We start from the raw sequence: 18295 nt of genomic DNA, 5'->3' as shown, positions 1-18295 counted from the left end.
CCGGTGCGGCATGCTGCGCGGCGGGCGCTGACCGCCCCTGTCAGCGTGGCCGCTGCGAGGATGACGATCACGGTCGCGGTGCCGGCGGCGACTCGGGAAGTCGGGGTAGCTGGCGCCGACGAGGTCGGCGGTGATGTCGCTCAGGGGATACAGGCCGAGCAGTCCGACCGGGGTGAGCAGTGTCAGCAAGGCCCAGAGCCCTCGGGTGTCGCGGCGGAGGGCCAGCACGGCTGCGGCGAGCAAGGCGGTCAGCAGCAGCGCTACGCCGGCCTCCGGAAGGAAGACGCCCCACTCGCCTGAGCGGTATGGAGTGCCTCGGTTCGGCGCCTACCTCGACGCTGCTGACCGATGCGACGTCCAGTCCCTGATCCGCCTCGGCCAGCAGCCGTGACCCGCCGGCTTCTGGTGCTGTACCTGTCCGCCCGAGGCGCGTCGACCTTCGTGGCCGGCGTCAGCGTCACCACGCTGCTGGCCTGGGCCAGCGGAACCTGGCTCGCCAGCAGGCCCTACTTCAGCGGAACCGCCGCCCGCATCCCCGTGGTCGCACTCGCACCGCTGCTGGCCGCACTACTACTCGGACCAACCCTCGCCGGCGCCGACGAGAACCTCGAACGCAGCACACCACTGCCGTGGCGGGCCTGGCGAGCCAGTCACCTTCTCGTCGCCGCCCTCGTCACCGCCATGGCGCTCAGCCTGGCCGGGCTGCGGGAGCCCGACACGTACGGTGCCCATGCACTGGTTCGCAATGCTCTCGGTTGTATCGGACTGGTCGCTGGCGGCGCAGTGCTGCTCGGCGTGCGGCTGGCGTGGCTGCCAGCCTTCCTCTACGTGGGCGCCGTGTACGCCGCCGCGCCGCGCCACACCGGCGCCATCGTGGCGGCGTGGGCCTGGCCGATCCAGCCCTCCACCACCTCAGCATCCTGGCTCACCGCCGTCACGATCTTCGCCCTCGGTGCCGCCGCGTACATGCACCGCGGGTCCCGCGCCTCGGCTGGCCGCCGCTACCGTCCGAGACGCTGACTGTGTGGCCCACCTGCGCCACCACGGCGTCTGGGCCGCCAGGAGTTGACCGCCAAGTTTCTCGCCGCCGCACGGACGCAGCCCGTCGCCGTTGCGGGCCTGGTCAGATCGGGTGTCGACGGTGACGGCGCAGGCGCGGGCCGTACGCTGTCAAGATGGACACCGGGTATGCCTGGGGCGCCGACCAGCCGCCCGATCCGGCTGCGGCCACAGCCGCCGACACGGATGCGGATGGCCTGACGCCGGAGCAACTGCCGGAGGTCCGCGAGCTGACCGCGCGGGGCTGGCAGTTGGCCCCGGACGCTCCCATGCTGGTCTTCCTGCCCGCGGTGTGGCCTCCGCAGCTGCGTACCTGGGTGCCGGACCGGGCTACCCGCTACGAGACCTGGACCGAACTGGACCCCAAGACGTACGAGGTACTGCGGGAGCAGACCGTGCGGTCAAGCTGGGAGTCCCGCAACGAGGTCGAGAACGACAACGATGCCCTGCTGGCCGACGCGGGCGTCACCGGCCGGCCTCGGGGACGGCTGTGGCTGCTGAAGCCACCGCCCGGGTTCGCCTCGGTCGATGACTTCCTCGCCGAACTGGGTCGGCGTGCCGATGCCGCCGGCATCGACGGGGCGTGCAGCCCGGAGTACGTACGGTTTACCCGGGACCTGCTGCGAGAAGTGACCGACTGAGGATCCTATGCGGGCACGGCGGTGGCCGCGGCTCTGCCGGCTGACCGGCGCTACCACCGTGTCCTGGCTAGACCCAGGACATCAGGCGTGACCAAGCCGTCGATCCTCGCGCTGATCGCCGAACGGCGAGACGGCCGCAAGACGTTGCTCAGCCTGACCGGCCACACCGACCCGGCGACACCCGCTGACGCGAAGGTCGCCAGCCCCGCCTACCAGCAGATCCTCGCCGACTTCCACGCCACCACCGACAGGATGCGCGCCAAGGGCATCTGCCACGCCCTCGGCACCGGCATCACCGCCAAGGACGCCGGAAGGCTACGCGCCAAGCGACTGCAACCCTGCCGCACCGGCTTAGGAACCGGGTGCCCTGCGGCCAGCCAGCCGCTTCGAACAGGCCGGTGATCTCGCAGACCTCGGCGTGTTCCCGCAGGTCACCGTCGGTGTCGACGGCGGGGATCCAGCCGGTCGCAGCCTGGATCGCGGCCCGGATCGGTTCGGTGATCGCGGCGCCGACGGAGAACCGGATGTCGAGGTGCTGCTCGCGCAGGGACCGGATGTGGGCGAGGAAGCCGTGGCTGGAGCCGGCCGAATCGCCGCGGAGCAGGATCGGGGTGCCGTGCCGGACAGCGTCGGGGATCTGGGCCAGGGCCTGGTCCAGGACGGCGATGTGGTCGGCGGTGGTGTTCGAGCCGGCCCGGCCCTCACGCAACAGGCCGGCGAGGGCTTCGCCGGTGTTGTCCAGGAAGCAGAGCAGCGGGTGATAGCCGAAGGTCTTCTTCCAGGTACGGGTCGCCGATTCCTTCTCGGAATGGCAGATCACGATCGTCGCGTCGATGTCCAGGACCAGACCCTCGACCTGCCTGCCGGCCGCGTGCACCGCCGGCAGGTCACCGTGCAGGTCGGCGTGCTGGGCCCAGGCGACCTCGCGGGCTCGGGCCCGCGCGGCACGCAGCTCGGCCAGCATCGGCTCGTCCAGTTGAGACAACAGCCGCCACGCGGTCGGGTCCGAGGCGACCAGCCCGAACAGGGCGCACTGGTCACGCAGCACCCGCCAGATCGGCGATGGCCTCCCCGCCGTCGGCGAGCATCACCGCCAGATCCACGGCGATGCGGCCCGGGTCGTGGCTGCTCCGCCGCTGCCGCAACTTCGCCAACGCGAGGCTGAACGCGCTGGTCAACCCTGTTACGTCGGCCAGATCGGCGAGCAGGCGGGCACCGATGTGCCCGACTATGCCCCGCCCACCGCCGGTCACCATGATCTTCGGGCCGGCCGTAGGGGGCGGTGAGGGGCTTACTTCAACGGATCAAGGCTGGCTGCGGTCGGTGCTCGCCACGAGCGGTTCGACCGTGGTAGCTTCTTGGCGGCGCCGACGGCAGGCGTGAGGCAGGACGCCACTCCCCGGCTTGAGTGGCAGGATCCGCCGCAGAGTAGGGCACTCAGATGCCGTTCGTTCTCAGACCGCCAGACGCGTCTACGTGAAAGCGTCCTTGCATATCCGCTAGCCGGGAGCGGAAGCGAGGGCAACCATGTCGCCAAAGGCGCTATCAGACGAGCTTGCCGGTCAGCGTGCGGCCTATACCGGTGAACGACCCAGCCAGGTGCGGCCCGCGATGGATCAGGCGTTGTGCCTGCTGTCGTCGGAAGCGCAAGGCGCTATCGTCGATGTCTTGCGGGCAACCGCCAAAGAGGGCGTAGAAGCGACGGACGTGCCACGCCTGCATGACTCGATCCGCCGGATCCTGTTTCCCGAAGCCGTATCTCGGAGCCAGCAGGAGCTGGAAGTGAAGCTGTTTATCGCTACAGCCGAGGCTCGTGACCATCTTATAGTCCGCCCGCCAGCCAGCCTGATGCGTCCCACCTTTGCCGTCTCCTCTATCGAGCCGGGAGTGCAGAGTGCCAGTGTGCATCTCGACCGATACGGGCTCGGCCCTCTACTGATGGGATTACTGCCTCAGGCTGGGCAGTATCAGGTCGACGGCGTGGCAGGACTGCGATATCGCCAGAGGCGACGTCACGTCGAACTCCTACTCCTGGAAACCCAGCCACAGGCACGGATCGTCTTGCCGGGTATAGATAAAGGGGATTGGGCGTCGGCTATCCGATTTGTTGAGCAGTCGCACGAAGGTGAGTGCAGGTGGCTGTGGAACGGTGAATATCGCGCAGAATTGAGTCCTGATGAGCGAGAGCGCCTAAATTCCTACCGGCGCGTCTATGGGCCTGCGCATCTTGGCAGCTCGCTATTTCGGCGCCATAGAATCTTAGCCGGTGCTATGGGATTTTCCACCAGGGGCGAGTGGAAGAACCAGTGGAAGCTGGATTGGATTGGCGGTCCGTCTACAGGCGAAGTCGGTGCTCGGCTGTCTCACCCGATCTTCGGGCTGCCTGGCGCGTGGGACCTGCGGTACGTGCGTGACAAGACGGCCGTGCTGCACGAGCGGATATCAGACCAACGCCTCGCGCGTGGCCACCAGCCGCACGAGATCTACCTTTTCCGGCAGCCGCCATATACGAAGGATAACGAGGCTCAGGAACATTGGTACCGCAGCGGCTGGATTGCGTGGAAGGCGTGGGAGAGCGAGGAGGAACGTCGACAGGGCAGGTCGCTGCGACATTGAGAATGTAGGCCATCGAGGGCGCGTCTAGGCCATCGGCCAGTCGGCGGCTGCAGAGGGTTGAAAGGTCAGGGTTACGGCGGTTCTGGGTCGAGGGGCAGGCCGGTGTGGGTGAGGAAGCTGGTCAGGAGGTCGGGGCGGTACTGGATGCGCTTGAGCCGGTTCTTTACCACGGCGGCGAGGTGGTCGACGCTGGTCACGGGGAGGTTGCCGAGGCTGCGTTTGACGTGGGACCAGACGCCTTCGGTGGGGTTGAGGTCGGGGGCGTAGGCGGGTAGCTGGATCACGTGGAGCCAGTCGCGGTTCGCGACGAGTTCGCGCATGGCGGCGCTGATGTGGGTGTTGAGGTTGTCCCAGATCAGCACGATCGGCGCTTTGAGGTACTGGTGAGCGGCATCCAGTAAGGCGATGTAGTCGGTCTCGGCGAAGCTGCGCCGCTCACCCTTGCGAGGACGGTGGACCTTGACCCGGTACAGCAGGCGTGTGCGTTGTCCGGGCTTGACGCAGACCAGCCCCGCCACGGAGATGCGGCCAGAACCCTTGCCGGACACCGCGACCACTGGGGTCCGGCCGCGGGGCGCCCAGGTTCGCGCCTTGGACGGCCGAAGCGTGTGACCTGCCTCGTCCTGGAAGCAGATCCACGCCTCACGCTCGGCCGCCACTATTTTGCCTGCGGCCACACCTCCCGCCGCCAGGTCGCGATCGCCGCTTCGTCGCGTTCGACCGGTCGATGCTTGGGTACCTGCGGGCTGAACCCGATGCGGTGCAACAACAGCGACACACCGCGCAGGGTGTACCGCTGCCGGAACAGCCGGGCGATCAGCTCCGCTACCCGCGCCAGGGTCCAACGCTGGTCTTCGACCCAGCCGTGCGCGGCGGGGGCCCTGCTCAAGCGCGGCCGCGAGCGTATTGAGCTGGGCGTCGGACAGCCGGCAACCACTACCCGACGGGCCTTTCGAGGCCAACCCGGCCGCGCCGTCAGCCAGCCACCGCCGTCGCCAGACGTACACCGCGTTGCGCGACACCCGAAGCCGCCCGGCGATCTCCGGAACCGGCACCTCCTGCGCGAACAACGCCGCCGCCTGCAACCGGACCGCTTCACGTCGAGCCCGGCCCTCCGCCGTCAGCCCACCACCATCGGGATAGCGCACCCCGAACCAGATACGCCACCCATCGACCACGGTCACGTCAACACGCCGGACCGCCTCGCTCTAACCCTGACGATTCAACCTCTGTATCCACCGAAATCGCCTATGGCGTCTCCATCGCCGAGCGTTCGTATGATCGCCGGCGTCAGTACCGGGTTTTGCGGAGGTCCTCGGTGAGGCTACGGTGCCAGGCTCTGCGATGCTCGTCGTCCTCGGGTGGAGGGCCGAGGGCGACGACCGGGTCGTTCACCGCGTACGTGATGCGGTACATCAGTAAAGACACGGCCGTGTCGAGCCACCGCTGGGTGCCTGTGGGGGGTGGCTGGTGGCCAAGCACGATGGTGAACCACGACGGCAGTAGCGCCGCGTCGGCGACCGCCGTGGACAGGCGTTCTCGCAGCTTGCTCTGCAGGGTGGTGCGGGCCGACTCGCCCGTCATCACGTTTGGTCCGTGCACTGCCCGCCGCTCGTCGTCGTCCTGCAGCGCTTGACGGGCCTGCTCGGCAACTGCGGTTGTAGCGGTGTGCTGCGCCTTCGCCGCATTCCATGCCCGGTAGGCGGCCCGAAAGGCGGCACCTGCCTGGCGGTGCTCGGCGCTGTCCCGTTCGGTCGTGGCGAGTGTGGCACTGTGCCGCAACGCGTCCTCGCCGCTGGACCGGATGCGCTGCCGCAGCTGCCTCAGGGCGTCGACCTGGTGCTCGAGGATTGCTCGTTCGTTAGTCGAGAGGAGGACCGATTCGGATTGCCGGCCGCGCAGCGCGCGATCGGCGAGGTCACGCATGGCCTTGTCGGCGTGGTCAATGTCCACCGGGGTGATGTTCTGCTCGGCGCGGACCCGTCGCTCGAGCCACCCGATTGTGGCGGTCAGCGACTTCACCGCCGCCTCGACCTCGGCCACATCGTCGGCTAGTTCCTCGCGCAGCTCGTTCTGTGCCTCGCGGATCTCCTGGGTGGCCTGGTCGAGCCCATCGAGCCGGTCGTCATGGAGTTGGACCTGCCCGTCGAGGGCCTCGTGCTTCTCCTGCAGCTCGTAGACCTCGCTGGACGTCGTGGACACTTGGCGACTTAGCCGTTCGACGGTGTCGGTCAAGTTCCGCAGATCCGTCTGCTGGTAGGTGGAGTACGTCATTTCGTGTCCTCCGCTTCGGTGCCGTCGTACAGCCAGCAGACCAACGCCATCACCAGCAGCGGCAGCAGGGCCAGCAGCCAAAACGCTGATAGCACCCGAAGCACCGCGACGACCACTAAGGCAGCGCAGGCCACCGAGATGAGCGCGCCGACGGCCCGACTACGGTGCCCGAGTCGCTGGGCGTGAGGCTCGCTCAGCGTGATGACCACGGCCACCAAGCCCACCACGATGACCGGCGCCAGATACCAGCGACTGAACCAGCCGGCCACGATGAGCCCGCCCATGACCAGCATCGCCGCCGCCGCAGCTCCACCGGCGGCGTAGACGACGCGGCTACTGATCTGCCGGCGCTGCTCGTCGATCAACAGCGGGATCCGTGCCTCGAAGTCCAGCAGCTGCGTCGTGGCCGCGAAAACCTCCGCCCGTTGCGAGCGGTACGCCGCCGTCCCGGACTCCGTCGCGGCAAGATCTTCGTGGCGCTTACGCAGCACTCGTTGGAGCCGCTCCGCTTCCCCTTGATGATCCAATTTTGGCTTACCCACAGGCTGCACCACCTTCGTCGACCACCGCGTAGACCGCACGCACCTCATCGGCCACTGTCACTCTAAGCGGTGGGCCTGACACTTAACGAAATGTCGATCAAGGGGTCGTGAGCCGTCCCGTATGAACCACGAGCCCGGCCAATCTCGCAAGGCTCGATGCTGCGTCGCTGTGAGAACACCCGCCCGGTGCACTTGGACGCGACCCGCCGGACCGCGGGCCGTCCGTATCGCTCGCAGAGATAGTTGAACGCGGCGTGGGGGATCCCCTGCCTAGAGTGCACGCGTGACAGTTCGCGTGCCTGATCCTGCTTCACCCGACCTAATCGTGGTGCGGCGAGCCGTGCGGGCGCTCGACCAGGAGTTGGCCGCACTCCAGGAAGAAGTTGAGCGCTACGGCCGTGACCCGCAGCCAAGCTGCCTCCATCTTGCCGAGGGCACAGCCTGGCGGCAGGCGCCGGCGCATACCCAGCGCGCTCACCGGCGGAGGCTGCGGCAAGACGTACTTGCGTACGCGCGTCTCGCTACGGTGAGCGTCATTGACCACCTCTGGGCGGTCCGCCAGTTACTGGCCGTTCCTGGTTACCTGCCCCTGTTTGCCTACGCCACGGCGGGTCGGGCTGCGTGCGAGGCGGCAGCGAAGGTTGGATATCTGTTGAACGAGACCATCGGATATGAGACTCGGTTACTGAGGGGCGCGGTGCTGCTGCGCGAGGACGCCGAATCCCGGATGAAGGCCGCGAAAGCGCTGCCCGAAGACTTCCCCGTCGCGGGGACGGCGGTCAGAGATGCGCAATACCTCTGGAACGTGATCACTGGCCGGATCAGCAGAGCGGGGATCATTGAAATCTGCAACAGTGGCGGCAAGCCCATCCGGTTGCAGATCCCCGGCCTTCCAGGCCGCGGGGAACCGATAAAGGTGGTGCTCAGTGATCTCGTATCGGCCGCGTTTCCCGACCGGCCGAACTTGTACCGGCAAGCGTCGGGAACGGCGCACAGCGCGCCGTGGATGCTTTCCGACGCCGTGGTGTCCTCACCCGGTCCTCACCTCGAGCTGACACCTGACATCCTCGGCATCGGCGCGACCGCTCTAGTCTGTATCGACGCCGGCGGTGTGGTGTCGGCGGCGTACGCTGCCTATTACGGCCACGATCCAGCACCTGCCGCCCGGGCTCGTAAGGTCCGCACAACCGCTTTGGACCTGTGCATGAACGATTGGTTTTCCCGACGGCGGTTTTTTGGCTGACATGCGTATAGCAGTTCAGCGTTCCTTCGCCATCAACGCCGGAGGGCGATCCTAGTACTCCATCCAGCTGACGCGTCCCATCAAGCGGATTTGGCCAAGCTACGTGCGGGGCGGGGCGAGCGTGGCGTGTGGCGTGGGCCTGACCGGCAGCCTTGCGACGACAATGCAGCGGGCGTCTTCGTCCGGACTGCGCCGCACGTGCTCTACCCACACGTTGGCGAAGAGGTCAGGCGTGCCGGTGCTGTGGTTGGTGAGGTCGAGGACCAGCAGGATGCCGAGGGCGGCGTCCGTTTGGGTGTAGGCGCTGGCCTGGCCGACGTACCTGCGTAGGCCGTCTTTGCTGGCGTCGTCCTGTTCGCGTTTGCACTCCACACTGAAGCTGGCGTGGGGGAAGTAGACGACGATGTCGGCTCGCCCTCCGCCTCGGTCAAAGACCTCGGCTCTGACCTGGTTGTAGAGAGGGCCTTGGTCGAGCCAGTCTTTGTAGTCTTGGTGCATTGGGCGTTCTTTCGCCGGGCGGCTGCCGGGGGTGGCTCGAAGGAACGCTGTGCGGTCGCCGCCCATTTCACCTCCGATGTCGAAGCGACTGTCGAGGTAAAGCAGCGTCTGCCGGAGGAGGATCTTGAACGGGCCCGCGATCTGTGGGATCGCCCAGTCTGGGGCGGTCGAGAGCTCGCTGAGGAGTTCCTGGAGCTTGCGTTCCACCTTGATGTTGCCGCTCGATGCTTGTGCTACTTCCTCGTTCCATAGCAGTGTTTCCAGTCGATCTTGTATCTGTGGGGGTAGGTGGCGTAGTTGTTCATGCGCGTCGGTGACTCCCATCCGGTGCAATACCGCCGTGAGGCGGGTAGGTACTTTTCCCTGATCACCACCACCCGGGTCTCGGTCGGTGTTGCCCGCGGCTGACCGGTCCAATACGCCATGAACGGCCTGGTGAAGGCTGCGGGCCGCTTCGTTGTCTGTGAATGCCGGGTCGTGTTCGAGGGCGTGGTCGAGCAGCGTGAGTCGGTGTGCGTCGCGGACGAACGCGGCTTCGATGGTGGGTTTGACGAGGGTTTCGACGGCGTGGAGTTGGCCGGGCGATTGGGTGTGCGCGATGAAGCTGCGGCCGGCCTGGTAGGCGTCGAGCAGCGCGGCGATGGCCTGGCTGGGGTGGCAGTACCAGGCCTCGTGTGCCGGTTGCGCGGCGGTGGTGAGCGTCTGCGCGAGTTGCAGCCAGGCGATCTCTGCCTGACCTCGTGCCCAGTTCCAGGGCGGAGAGTAGGTGCGGCCGAGCCAGGCGTGGCGCTGCGTGACGGCTGATTGCAGTCGGTCGGCGGCCTCGCGAAGCGGGGTGGTGTCGGATTGACGAAAGGCCATGATCGCATCGATGGCGGCGGCGTAGGCCCGGGCGTCGTGGCGGTCTTCGTCGGCGGCCTCTACGGCGGCGAAGCCTTTGCGTGCGTCCATCAGGCTCGGCACGATGGTTGCCTCGTCGGGGGCGTCGAGGGCGCGTCGGAGGTCGGCCATGGCGAGTTCGAACCCGGCGTCGGGTTCAGCGTCAGCGACGGACAGGAGTCGTTGTAGGAGGGTGACGAGTGTGTCGTCGCCGAAGTGTTCGTGGGCGAGGCCGGCCACCCGGGGTAGTCGGGTGCACAGCTCGACGGGGGCGGTGGCGACGCGGTCGGTCAGGTCGGTCAGCACTGTCAGGAGTTGGTACGGCTTACAGACGCCGGTGGTGCTGAGGTGCAGGACGGTTTCTAGGGCGGTTGCGCCGATCGACGCCTGCGCGGGGTCGACGCCGGGCTCGGCGGCGGCTTCGGCTTGGGCGAGGAGCGCCTTCTCGAGTGGCCGGCCGAGTCGCTGGGCGAGCTGTGGGTAGGTCAGCAAGCGAGCGGCGGCGCTGCTGTAGGAAGAGTGCCGGTCGTGACCGGCGAAGCCTTCGATCACGGCCCTATCGATTCGGCGCCCGATATCGTCTCGGCCAGGTTCGGCATCGTCGTTGCCGGCAAGATCGACCAGGTAGATGAACCAGGGGCTGGCCGCGAGTTCGTTCGCCGCGTCGGCGACGGCCGCCCGTCCACCTACATCGGCGGGGGTCGGCCCGGCAATCAGGGACGCCTCGTCGGCGTTCTCGGCCCAGGCCAGGAGGGCGGCGACGGCTGGCTGCGCCACCATTTGCCCACCTCCTCCGCCTAGCCAATCCTGTCCGCTAGAACAGGTGCTGCTGATCGGGCCCGACGATCAGACGTTCCCCCGGGAACACGTCCCACACCGCCTCATGCATCGTCGCGATGACGACCTGCAGACCCTCGTCCTGCCCCAGGGACCGGAGCTGTTCCAGGAGGATCTTCATATCTCCTTTGACGATCTCGACGTCCGCGGGGGAGTCAATGACCAACAGACCGGGATGGGAATGGATGCCGTGCTTGCGGCCAACTCGGATCAGGCTGACGATCACCGCGATACGCAGGCGCAACCGCTCTCCGGGGCTAAGTTTGGAGAACGAGGTTGGCTTGGTGTTGTCGGATTTCATCACGTTGACCCTGCCCGCGAGATCGAGTTTCACCGACCGCAGGTTCGTGACCCCCAGCTCACGAGCGAGCGTGACAATCTGGTGGTTCAGTTCAACGAAGAGCTCCCGCGTTGTGGATGACGCGAGGTCCTTCAGGATCGCCGCAGCCGCGGCGAGGACTCGTTCGGCAGCATCATCGAGCGTCGGCGTCTGCCCGAGCTGCGACACGACATCGAGCGCGCCCTTCAGTCGCTCGACGTGCGCTTCTGCGTCTCGCAGCTCCGCAAGGTAGGCGGCCTGCCCTTGTTCTTGCTCAGCGGCTACGACCGCGTTCCCGGCTGCTGCCTGTGCCTCAGCGAGCTGACGTTCAAGGGCCGATACCGCGCTCTTCGCTGCCCGCTCCGCGTCTTGTGACGCGGCAAGCCGCTTCCGTAGCCCACTCAGCACCGCCTCGCGTTCGTCCTCGTCGACGCTCTCGACCTGCAACGGATTCGCACAGACCGCGCAGCGGTGGTGACTGTCTTCCCGACTTCGCCGCTCGTCGCTGATGCTGGCCTCGCAGCGCGGGCAGGCGTGGGGATCCAGCACGGCGAACAAGCTACGGGCAGCGGCCGACTCCGAAGCGCGGCGCATGGAGCGCTCATCCTGGATGCGCGCTTGCCGGGCTTCTTCGGCGGTGGCCTTGGCGCGGCCCAGCCGGGTCTTGATTACCAGCAACGCCCGCGACGTGTCCTCCACTGCGGCGATCCGCGCCGGCAGGTCCGGCCGGGCCGCCCTTACCCGTTCCAGATTGCTCTGCGCCCTTGTCAGTTCCTCCTGTAATGGCTGCCAGCGCTGCTCGCGGGCCGCGGCGTCGGCCTTGGACCGGCGGATCACATGCCGGGTGCTCTGTCGGGAGTCCTTCGCGGAGATGTCTGCCGTCATCCAGTCGGTCGTGAACGGCACGTCGAGGAAAACCTGCATCAACCGGGTCGGGAGCTGACCGATCGCGGTTCGGCCGAATAGGATTGAGTCACTGGCGGACGCGAGCGCGATAACCGAGAAGTAGGCTGGCCAGCCATGCACCTGAACCGAGCCATCCCGCTCTCCGGCTTCATCCGGTGCCCCAGCATCACTACTGAACAGTTGCAACGGACGTAGCCCCAGCCGCTGCATCATGAAGCGACCCACCATCGCCGTGTAGGCGTCCGGGCTCTCGACCGTCTCGACAACGCGCACGCCCGGACCACTCTGCGACTCGCCTTCAAGACCAGTGAGCTGGCCGATGACGTCGGCGGTCAGCAGGACCCCCTCGCACAGTCCGTGCTCGTCCTGCCGGATCCGGAAGGAAACCGGCACGCCCGAGACCTCCGCATCCACCCGGATGTAACGGAACCACCGCCGAGTATCCGTGCGCAGATAGAGTTCATCCTGATCGCCCCGCAGCGCCCACGTCAACGCCCACATGATGCTGGACTTGCCGGCGGAGTTATTGCGGCTTGCGACCGCCCAGGCACCCGGCCCCAGGGGGATGTCCCGCTCGAACGGCCCGTCGGTGCCGTTCTCGGCGCCGGACTTCACGCCGGACACGTAGAGCCGGTGCGCCACCAGGCTCCGGTGCGCCGGTAGAGGAGGTGTCAGGCTGACATCAGCCTCGGCGAGCACCTCGCGCGCGACTTCCTCGGAGACCTCTGCCGCGGTGGCGATCGAGGTCATGAGGTCACTCTCGTTGGGTAGGCCGTCCACCATCTCGCTCATACCTCCGCTGCCGACTTCAGCACGTCGAGTCGCTGCCGCGCCCGGTCGGCGATCGAGGCGAACTCCTCGCCAATGCCGGTGCCCGCGTAGTCACGCTGCAGGTATTGCCGACGGCGCAACGCCGTCCCGCTCATCCCGGTGCCCTGCGCCAGTGCGACCACCAACTTCGTACGCTGCCCATACCAGCCCAACTGCGGGAAGTCGGTCACCGCCGACCGGGCCGTGTCCCGCCCCCGCTGGGTCAGGTAGTAGTGATGCTCACGCACGCGGGTCTCGGTTCGCGTTGAGCGGACTACCACCAGGCCACTGGTGGCCAAGATGCTCATCGCCATATCCAGCGGCTCGTAAGCGCCGAACTTGTACCGCAGCATGGGGATCGCCCGAAGCTCTGGCTCCTCCGACTCCAGAATCCGACCCGCGAACTCCAACAGCACCGGCTCTCGACTCCGCTCGAACTCGTTGAGCAGCTCGTCCGCCAGGTAGTCGGGATACCGAAGCCAGAAATCGAGCTTCTGCAGCAGCGTCTGGGTGTTGAGCACCCCTACCGCAGTCTCCGGCGCTAACCGCACCCGGTCCTGGGGAATTGGCTGGACCGCAGCATCGAGCAGTAGAAGAAGGCGGACCGCATCGAAGAACGGGTCCCCATCACCGCCTGTAGCTGCCATGAACCGAAACGTAGCCGATCGACTGGTCGGTGCCTAGACCACGCTAGGCGGTGATCGTCATCCGTACGATCGAGTCCCTAGTCGACTGGGACAGTCAGCGCCGGCTGGGTGGGCAGCGACGTGATGCTCGCCTAATCGGCGCGACCGTCGTGGCTGCGGACCGACCCGCTGGCGAGAGTCCACGTCTGAGCGCTCCCAACTGTGCGCCGTCCTGCGGACCATCGGGTCCCCCTACAGATCGAGGCCGTCCGGTTGGAGTGTGCGGCCCGGCGTGGCACAAGCTCAGGGGAGCGATGGCCATCGGCGGCACTCGCTCCGGGCGGGGATGCATTTCGAGGCGTGAGTGCGAGCTCTCAATGCGACGATTCCGGCCGCAGCGTCCATCCGATCCTGTCGATGCAGCAACTAGGTGCCTAATGGCGACGGTTGCGTCCGCGGGCGATCGTGGCTGCTCGGTGGCTGCTCCGACGTCGGGGAACTGACGCGGACGTACCGCTACGTACACGAACGCGACAGGAGATGTGACGCCCCTCCGCCTATCGATTGCTGCCGATGCTCTCCCCCTGCAGGGCGCGGACCTGGGAGGACGTACCCGGACTCGCAGGGATCGGGAGGGTTGCGGTCGGACGAGTTTTGAGTAGAGTGGGATTTGGATGAGTGGGCTTTGGTAGCCTTGGACTACGGATCAGAAGGTTAGGGGTTCGAGTCCCTTCGGGCGCACCAGATCGTAAGGGCCTGACCTGCGGAAACGCGGGTCAGGCCCTTCGCTTGTCCGTCCCTTGTGGACGCGTGGCTGCTCGGTGGCTGCTCGTCCGACGAGCATCCCCTACGTCCTGCCCTGTCCGGTGGGGTCCATGGCGTCCGGTCCGGTCCATCGGGGCCCGGGGCAGATGATCACCGGATCAACGCGAACATCGAGGTAGTGGCCGCGGTATTCACCGGGACGCGGCCGTTTGGAGCGTTACCGGCACGTGGTTGGCATGCGACCTAGATCAGCTGGGTTAGGACCTGATTGGCGATTTGCCCCTCCTATACCTTCGCGGTCGATATGTTGCGGGGCGTGGACATACCGCTGCGGGAACCGACCTTCTGAATCCTCACCGCTCTCGCCGGCCCGGCACTGCACGGCTACGGGATCATCAGGGAGGTGGCTGCCCTGTCCGAGGGCCGGCTGTCCATGCGGCCTGGCACCTTGTATGGCGCGCTCGACCGGTTGACGGAAGCGGGCCTCATCGAGGTCGACCGGGAGGAGGTCGTCGACGGCCGCCTGCGCCGCTACTACCGCCTCTCCGCCACCGGTAGTGCCACCCTCGCTGGTGGGACCGAGCGCCTGCGGCGCAACGTGGAGGCAGCGACCGCCCGCCTGGGCAACCCGACGCGCGCCGCCCGGCCCATCGCCGCCCACGGACCTGAGCGCGGCGCTCGACCAGTTGCGACTCGCCGTCGAGCGGATCTGGTGATGGACGTCGAATCTTTGCGCCGCATCTGCGGCGACATGGTGGCGGCGATGACCCGGGCCGCCGAGTTCGCCGAGCGGGCGCCGCACACCGAGTAGGAGGCCACATCCCCGGACGGGGAGGTCACCGTCCGGGTGTCCGGGGCGAAGGAGCTGCTGGAGATCTGGATCAACACGCGGGCGAAACGGACCGTCGACAACCTCACGCTCGGCGAACTGGTGACGCAGATGATCCGCGCCGTCGAGCTGCGGGCCGATGACGCGCGGGCGCAGTTGCTCGACGGAACGTCCATCGGCGGGTTCGCGGTCGGTGACGTCCTGCGCGACCCCGGCCAACTGCACCCGTCCGGCGTCGTAGGCGCACAGCCAGGGCGTGACTGTTGCCTCCGAGGGCGTCGAGAATCACCGAGGCGCGGACTCGGCCTGGCTCGCTGTCGAGCGCGGCGAGCAGCCCTGTGCCCACCGGCCCACCAGCCGATTCCGGCCGACCGCCGCCGGCGGGTTCATTCGGACGATGCCGGATCGAGGCGGGCCAGGTGGGCGCGGACGGCGTCGGCGCTGGTCTCCTCGTCCTCGGTCTGGTCGACCCCGAGCGCGGTCAGTAGGGCCAGGGCCTGCCGCCAGTGGTCGCGGGCCGACTCGAACCGCCCGAGGGCGTGCTGGGCGTGGGCGAGCCCGTCGTGGGCGCGGGCCTGGTCGAGGGGCTGGCCCAACTCGTCCGCCAGGGCGAGGGCCCGCGCGTGCTGGTCGACGGCGGTCGCCGCATCGCCGGTGGCGTACCGGATCCGGCCCAGGCCCTGCCGGGCCTCGAACTCGAGATTTCGGTCCCGGGCTTCCCCGGCCAGGTCGAGCAGTTGCCGGAAGTGGGCCACGGCCTCGGGGTACCGGCCCTGGGCGCGGAGGATGTCGCCCAGGCCGTTCAGCGCGTCCAGCTCACCCCGGTGGTGGCCGGTTTCCCGGGCCAGCGCCAGCGCCTGCCGGTAGTGCTCGGCAGCCCGCTCCTGCCGCCGCTGGGTGCGGTGCACCAGGCCGAGCCCGTTGAGCGCGTCCAGTTCGCGGGGCCGGTGGCCGGTCTCCCGGGCGATCCGCAGCACCTGCTCCAGGTGGTCGATGGCCTGCTCGGGGCGGCCCTGCCGGCGGTGGACGTGGCCGAGACCGTGTAGCGCGTCCAGCGTGCCGCGGCGACGGTCGGTCTCCTCGGCGATCCGCAGGACCTGGCGGTAGCAGTCGGTGGCCTCGGCGTACCGGCCCTGGGACCGGTGGACGTCACCGAGACCGGCGAGGGCGTCGAGTTCGCCGGCCCGCTCGCCGGTCGCGCGCGCGATTCGCAGCGCCTGCCGGAAGTCGTCGATGGCCTCGGCGTTGCGCCCCTGGGACCGGTGGATGTGCCCGAGGTCGTTCCAGGCGGTCAGCTCGTCCGTCGGCCGGCCGGCCGTCCGGGCGGACGCGAGTGCCTGGTGGTGCAGGACCTCGGCGGTCGGGTACCGGCCCCGGGTGTGCAGGTGTCGGTGCAGGGTGGCGGACAGGTACGGCAGGTACGCGGTCATGCCGTGCGCGCCGGCGTGACGCGCGGCGGCCAGCAGGTTGGGCAGCTCGGCGTCCAGCCAGTCCAGCGCGGTCGCCTGGTCGGGCAGGTCGACGGTGGGGGTACCGGCGGGCGGGTCCGGCGGCGGCGGTCGCCGTGCGTAGGGGTAGGCGACCGCCGTCGCCCGTGCCGCGGTGTGCCGGTAGTGGTCGAGCAGCCGGATCAGCGCCGCTTCGGTCTGTGCCGCCTGGTCCGGGCCGGCCGTGCCGGCCGCGTGGGTGCGGACCAGGTCGTGGAACCGGTACCGGCCCGGGACCGGCTCCTGGAGCAGGTGGGTGTCGAGGAGCTGGTCGACCGTCCGCCCGGCCTGCCGCACCGGCACCCCGAGGAGCGCGGCCAGGGCGTACGGGTCGATGTCGGGGCCCGGGTGCCGGCCCAGCAGGCGGTACGCGTCCTGCTGGGCACGGTTCAGGTGCCGGTAGGACAGGTCGAGGGCGGCGGTGACGCTGCGCTGGCCGGCGTCGAGTTCGGCCAGTCGGTGTTCCTGGTCGCGCAGCCGCCGCACCAGGTGGGACAGATTCCAGGCGGGATGGGAGCGCAGCCGGGCGGCGGCGATGCGGATCGCCAGCGGCAGCCGACCGCACAGTTCCACCACCTCGATCAGCAGTTCGGTCGACGGGCTGCCGAGCCGGTCCCGGCCGACGGTCCGCTCGAACAGCGCGACCCCGTCTGGGGTGGGCAGGGTGTCCAGGGACAGCGCACCGGTGTGGTCGAGGCCGGTCAACCGGTGCCGGCTGGTGATGAGGACCAGGCAGCCGGGCGCACCGGGCAGCAGCGGCGCCACCTGTGCCTCGGTGGCGGCGTTGTCCAGCACGATCAGCATCCGCTGGTCGGCCAGCCGGGTGCGGTACAGCCCGGCCCGTTCCTGGAGCCCGGCCTGGATCTGCGGGCCCGGGACACCGAGGGAGCGCAGCAGGTGGTCGAGGACCTCGCCCGGCTCGCGGGGCGACATCCCGGGCGTGTGGCCGTGCAGATCGACGAAGAGCTGCCCGTCCGGGTAACGGTCGGCGATCCGGTGGGCCGTGTGGACGGCGAGGGCGGTCTTGCCCACTCCGGCCATCCCGTCGATGGCGCTGATCACCACCGTGGCGGCGTCCCGGACCCGGTCGAGGGCGGCCAGCTCGCGCGTCCGGCCGGTGAACGACGGCGGCGGGGTCGGGAGCTGCCGGGGTACCAGCCGGGCGGTGCCCCGCCCGGCAGGCACGGGTTCCCCGCGCAGGATGGCCCGGTGCAGGTTCCGCAGTTCCGGGCCGGGGTCGGTGCCGAGCTGCTCGGCCAGCCGCGCCCGGGTGACCGCGTAGTGCGCCAGGGCCTCGGCGCTCCGGCCGGCGGCGTGCAGCGCCTGCATCGACACCGCGACCAGGGGTTCGACCAACGGGTGGTCGACCACCAGGTCGGACAGTCGCCCGAGGACGGCGTCGTGGTTGCCCAGTCGCAGCTCGGCCCGGGCCCACGCCACCACGCCGGCCAACCAGTGCTGCTGCCAGCCGTCGCGCAACCGGGCGAACCACCCGCCGGACAGGTCCGCCACCGGGTCGCCCCGCCACAGGTCCAGCGCCTGGCGCAGCAGCGTCACGCGTTGGGTGTCGTCGTACCGGCCGTCGCGGGCCTGCTCCACCAGACGTTGGAAGCGGTGCAGGTCGACCCGGTCCGGGTCGAGGTCCAGCAGGTATCCGGCGGGCCGGCGGTCCAGCCGGGCAGCGCCGCCGTCCAGTTCGGCGGCCCGGTCGAGCAGGCGCCGGATCCGCATGATGTGCGCGTACAGCGCGTTGCGGGCCTCGGCGGGCGGCGGATCGTCCCAGACCCGGTCCACCAGGGTCTCCACCCGGACCGGCCGGCCGGCGTCCACGGCCAGCGCCGCGAACACCGCCCGCTGCTTGGGTGGGCCGAGGGCGAGCGGCTGGCCGGCCGCGCGCACCTCCACCGCGCCGAGTAACCGGACCTCCATGCCCTCCTCCGCGTCCTGGGCGACCAGTCGGTACT

14 protein-coding genes and 4 pseudogenes are annotated in these 18295 nt (G+C 68.6%); 7 read left to right on the top strand and 11 right to left on the bottom strand.

Annotated features, from left to right (window positions below; all coding sequences use genetic code 11):
• The first annotated feature begins 60 nt into the window (after positions 1 to 60).
• From ACGF5G_RS05725 to ACGF5G_RS05715, 3 genes are all read left to right on the top strand, one after another.
• Positions 61 to 300 carry a hypothetical protein gene (locus tag ACGF5G_RS05725; protein ID WP_393259331.1) on the top strand — a complete coding sequence of 80 codons (240 nt, stop codon included), beginning with the start codon at positions 61 to 63 and terminating at the stop codon, positions 298 to 300.
• Between the two features lie 87 nt (positions 301 to 387).
• Positions 388 to 1020 carry a hypothetical protein gene (locus ACGF5G_RS05720; RefSeq protein WP_393259330.1) on the top strand — a complete coding sequence of 211 codons (633 nt, stop codon included), beginning with the start codon at positions 388 to 390 and terminating at the stop codon, positions 1018 to 1020.
• Between the two features lie 155 nt (positions 1021 to 1175).
• A complete protein-coding gene (locus tag ACGF5G_RS05715; RefSeq protein ID WP_393259329.1) occupies positions 1176 to 1700 on the top strand; it encodes a DUF5956 family protein in 525 nt (174 codons plus the stop codon).
• A gap of 346 nt (positions 1701 to 2046) precedes the next feature.
• Here the strand turns inward: ACGF5G_RS05715 and ACGF5G_RS05710 are convergent.
• A pseudogene (locus ACGF5G_RS05710) lies at positions 2047 to 2956 on the bottom strand (transposase); the annotation flags it as partial.
• Positions 2957 to 3227: 271 nt separating this feature from the next.
• Here ACGF5G_RS05710 and ACGF5G_RS05705 point away from each other — a divergent pair.
• Complete coding sequence (locus tag ACGF5G_RS05705) at positions 3228 to 4316, top strand: hypothetical protein (RefSeq protein ID WP_393259327.1); 1089 nt, start codon at positions 3228 to 3230, stop codon at positions 4314 to 4316.
• Between the two features lie 71 nt (positions 4317 to 4387).
• Here the strand turns inward: ACGF5G_RS05705 and ACGF5G_RS05700 are convergent, their stop codons facing one another.
• The 6 genes and pseudogenes from ACGF5G_RS05700 to ACGF5G_RS05675 all read right to left on the bottom strand — a co-directional run bounded on the left by ACGF5G_RS05700 (position 4388) and on the right by ACGF5G_RS05675 (position 7610).
• Positions 4388 to 4993 carry an IS630 family transposase gene (locus ACGF5G_RS05700; RefSeq protein WP_393260605.1) on the bottom strand — a complete coding sequence of 202 codons (606 nt, stop codon included), beginning with the start codon at positions 4991 to 4993 and terminating at the stop codon, positions 4388 to 4390.
• Positions 4975 to 5205, bottom strand: coding sequence for a winged helix-turn-helix domain-containing protein (locus tag ACGF5G_RS05695; RefSeq protein WP_393260603.1), 231 nt, complete (start codon positions 5203 to 5205; stop codon positions 4975 to 4977). Before ACGF5G_RS05695 ends, ACGF5G_RS05700 begins: the two co-directional genes overlap by 19 nt.
• An 82-nt stretch (positions 5206 to 5287) precedes the next feature.
• A pseudogene (locus ACGF5G_RS05690) lies at positions 5288 to 5371 on the bottom strand (helix-turn-helix domain-containing protein); the annotation flags it as partial.
• Positions 5372 to 5606: 235 nt separating this feature from the next.
• Positions 5607 to 6590 carry a hypothetical protein gene (locus ACGF5G_RS05685; protein WP_393259325.1) on the bottom strand — a complete coding sequence of 328 codons (984 nt, stop codon included), beginning with the start codon at positions 6588 to 6590 and terminating at the stop codon, positions 5607 to 5609.
• Positions 6587 to 7081: a hypothetical protein gene (locus tag ACGF5G_RS05680; protein WP_393259324.1), complete on the bottom strand. Its 495-nt coding sequence runs from the start codon at positions 7079 to 7081 to the stop codon at positions 6587 to 6589. The genes ACGF5G_RS05685 and ACGF5G_RS05680 overlap by 4 nt, the downstream gene beginning before the upstream one ends.
• Before the next feature lie 370 nt (positions 7082 to 7451).
• Complete coding sequence (locus tag ACGF5G_RS05675) at positions 7452 to 7610, bottom strand: hypothetical protein (protein WP_393259322.1); 159 nt, start codon at positions 7608 to 7610, stop codon at positions 7452 to 7454.
• Positions 7611 to 7658: 48 nt separating this feature from the next.
• On the opposite strand from ACGF5G_RS05675, the gene ACGF5G_RS05670 reads away from it, so the two are divergent.
• Positions 7659 to 8375 carry a hypothetical protein gene (locus ACGF5G_RS05670; protein WP_393259320.1) on the top strand — a complete coding sequence of 239 codons (717 nt, stop codon included), beginning with the start codon at positions 7659 to 7661 and terminating at the stop codon, positions 8373 to 8375.
• 99 nt (positions 8376 to 8474) lie between these two features.
• Here the strand turns inward: ACGF5G_RS05670 and ACGF5G_RS05665 are convergent, their stop codons facing one another.
• Genes ACGF5G_RS05665 through ACGF5G_RS05655 form a run of 3 tightly spaced genes read right to left on the bottom strand, consistent with a single transcriptional unit; the run spans position 8475 to position 13271 of the window.
• On the bottom strand, positions 8475 to 10532 hold the full coding sequence (locus ACGF5G_RS05665; protein WP_393259318.1) for a hypothetical protein: 2058 nt from the start codon (positions 10530 to 10532) through the stop codon (positions 8475 to 8477).
• Positions 10533 to 10566: 34 nt separating this feature from the next.
• Complete coding sequence (locus ACGF5G_RS05660; RefSeq protein ID WP_393259317.1) at positions 10567 to 12606, bottom strand: hypothetical protein; 2040 nt, start codon at positions 12604 to 12606, stop codon at positions 10567 to 10569.
• Positions 12603 to 13271, bottom strand: coding sequence for a hypothetical protein (locus ACGF5G_RS05655; RefSeq protein ID WP_393259315.1), 669 nt, complete (start codon positions 13269 to 13271; stop codon positions 12603 to 12605). The genes ACGF5G_RS05660 and ACGF5G_RS05655 overlap by 4 nt, the downstream gene beginning before the upstream one ends.
• Positions 13272 to 14364: 1093 nt before the next feature.
• Here ACGF5G_RS05655 and ACGF5G_RS05650 point away from each other — a divergent pair.
• Together ACGF5G_RS05650 and ACGF5G_RS05645 are read left to right on the top strand one after the other, a co-directional pair.
• A pseudogene (locus ACGF5G_RS05650) lies at positions 14365 to 14664 on the top strand (PadR family transcriptional regulator); the annotation flags it as partial.
• A gap of 174 nt (positions 14665 to 14838) precedes the next feature.
• A pseudogene (locus ACGF5G_RS05645) lies at positions 14839 to 14994 on the top strand (hypothetical protein); the annotation flags it as partial.
• Between the two features lie 236 nt (positions 14995 to 15230).
• Here ACGF5G_RS05645 and ACGF5G_RS05640 read toward each other — a convergent pair.
• On the bottom strand, positions 15231 to 18260 hold the full coding sequence (locus tag ACGF5G_RS05640; RefSeq protein ID WP_393259313.1) for a tetratricopeptide repeat protein: 3030 nt from the start codon (positions 18258 to 18260) through the stop codon (positions 15231 to 15233).
• Positions 18261 to 18295 lie beyond the last annotated feature (35 nt).

This window comes from Micromonospora sp. NPDC047730 (assembly GCF_043204765.1).
Lineage (GTDB): Bacteria > Actinomycetota > Actinomycetes > Mycobacteriales > Micromonosporaceae > Micromonospora.
The sequence above is the reverse complement of the archived record's forward strand: the minus strand, read 5'-3'. Positions and strand labels throughout refer to the sequence as shown.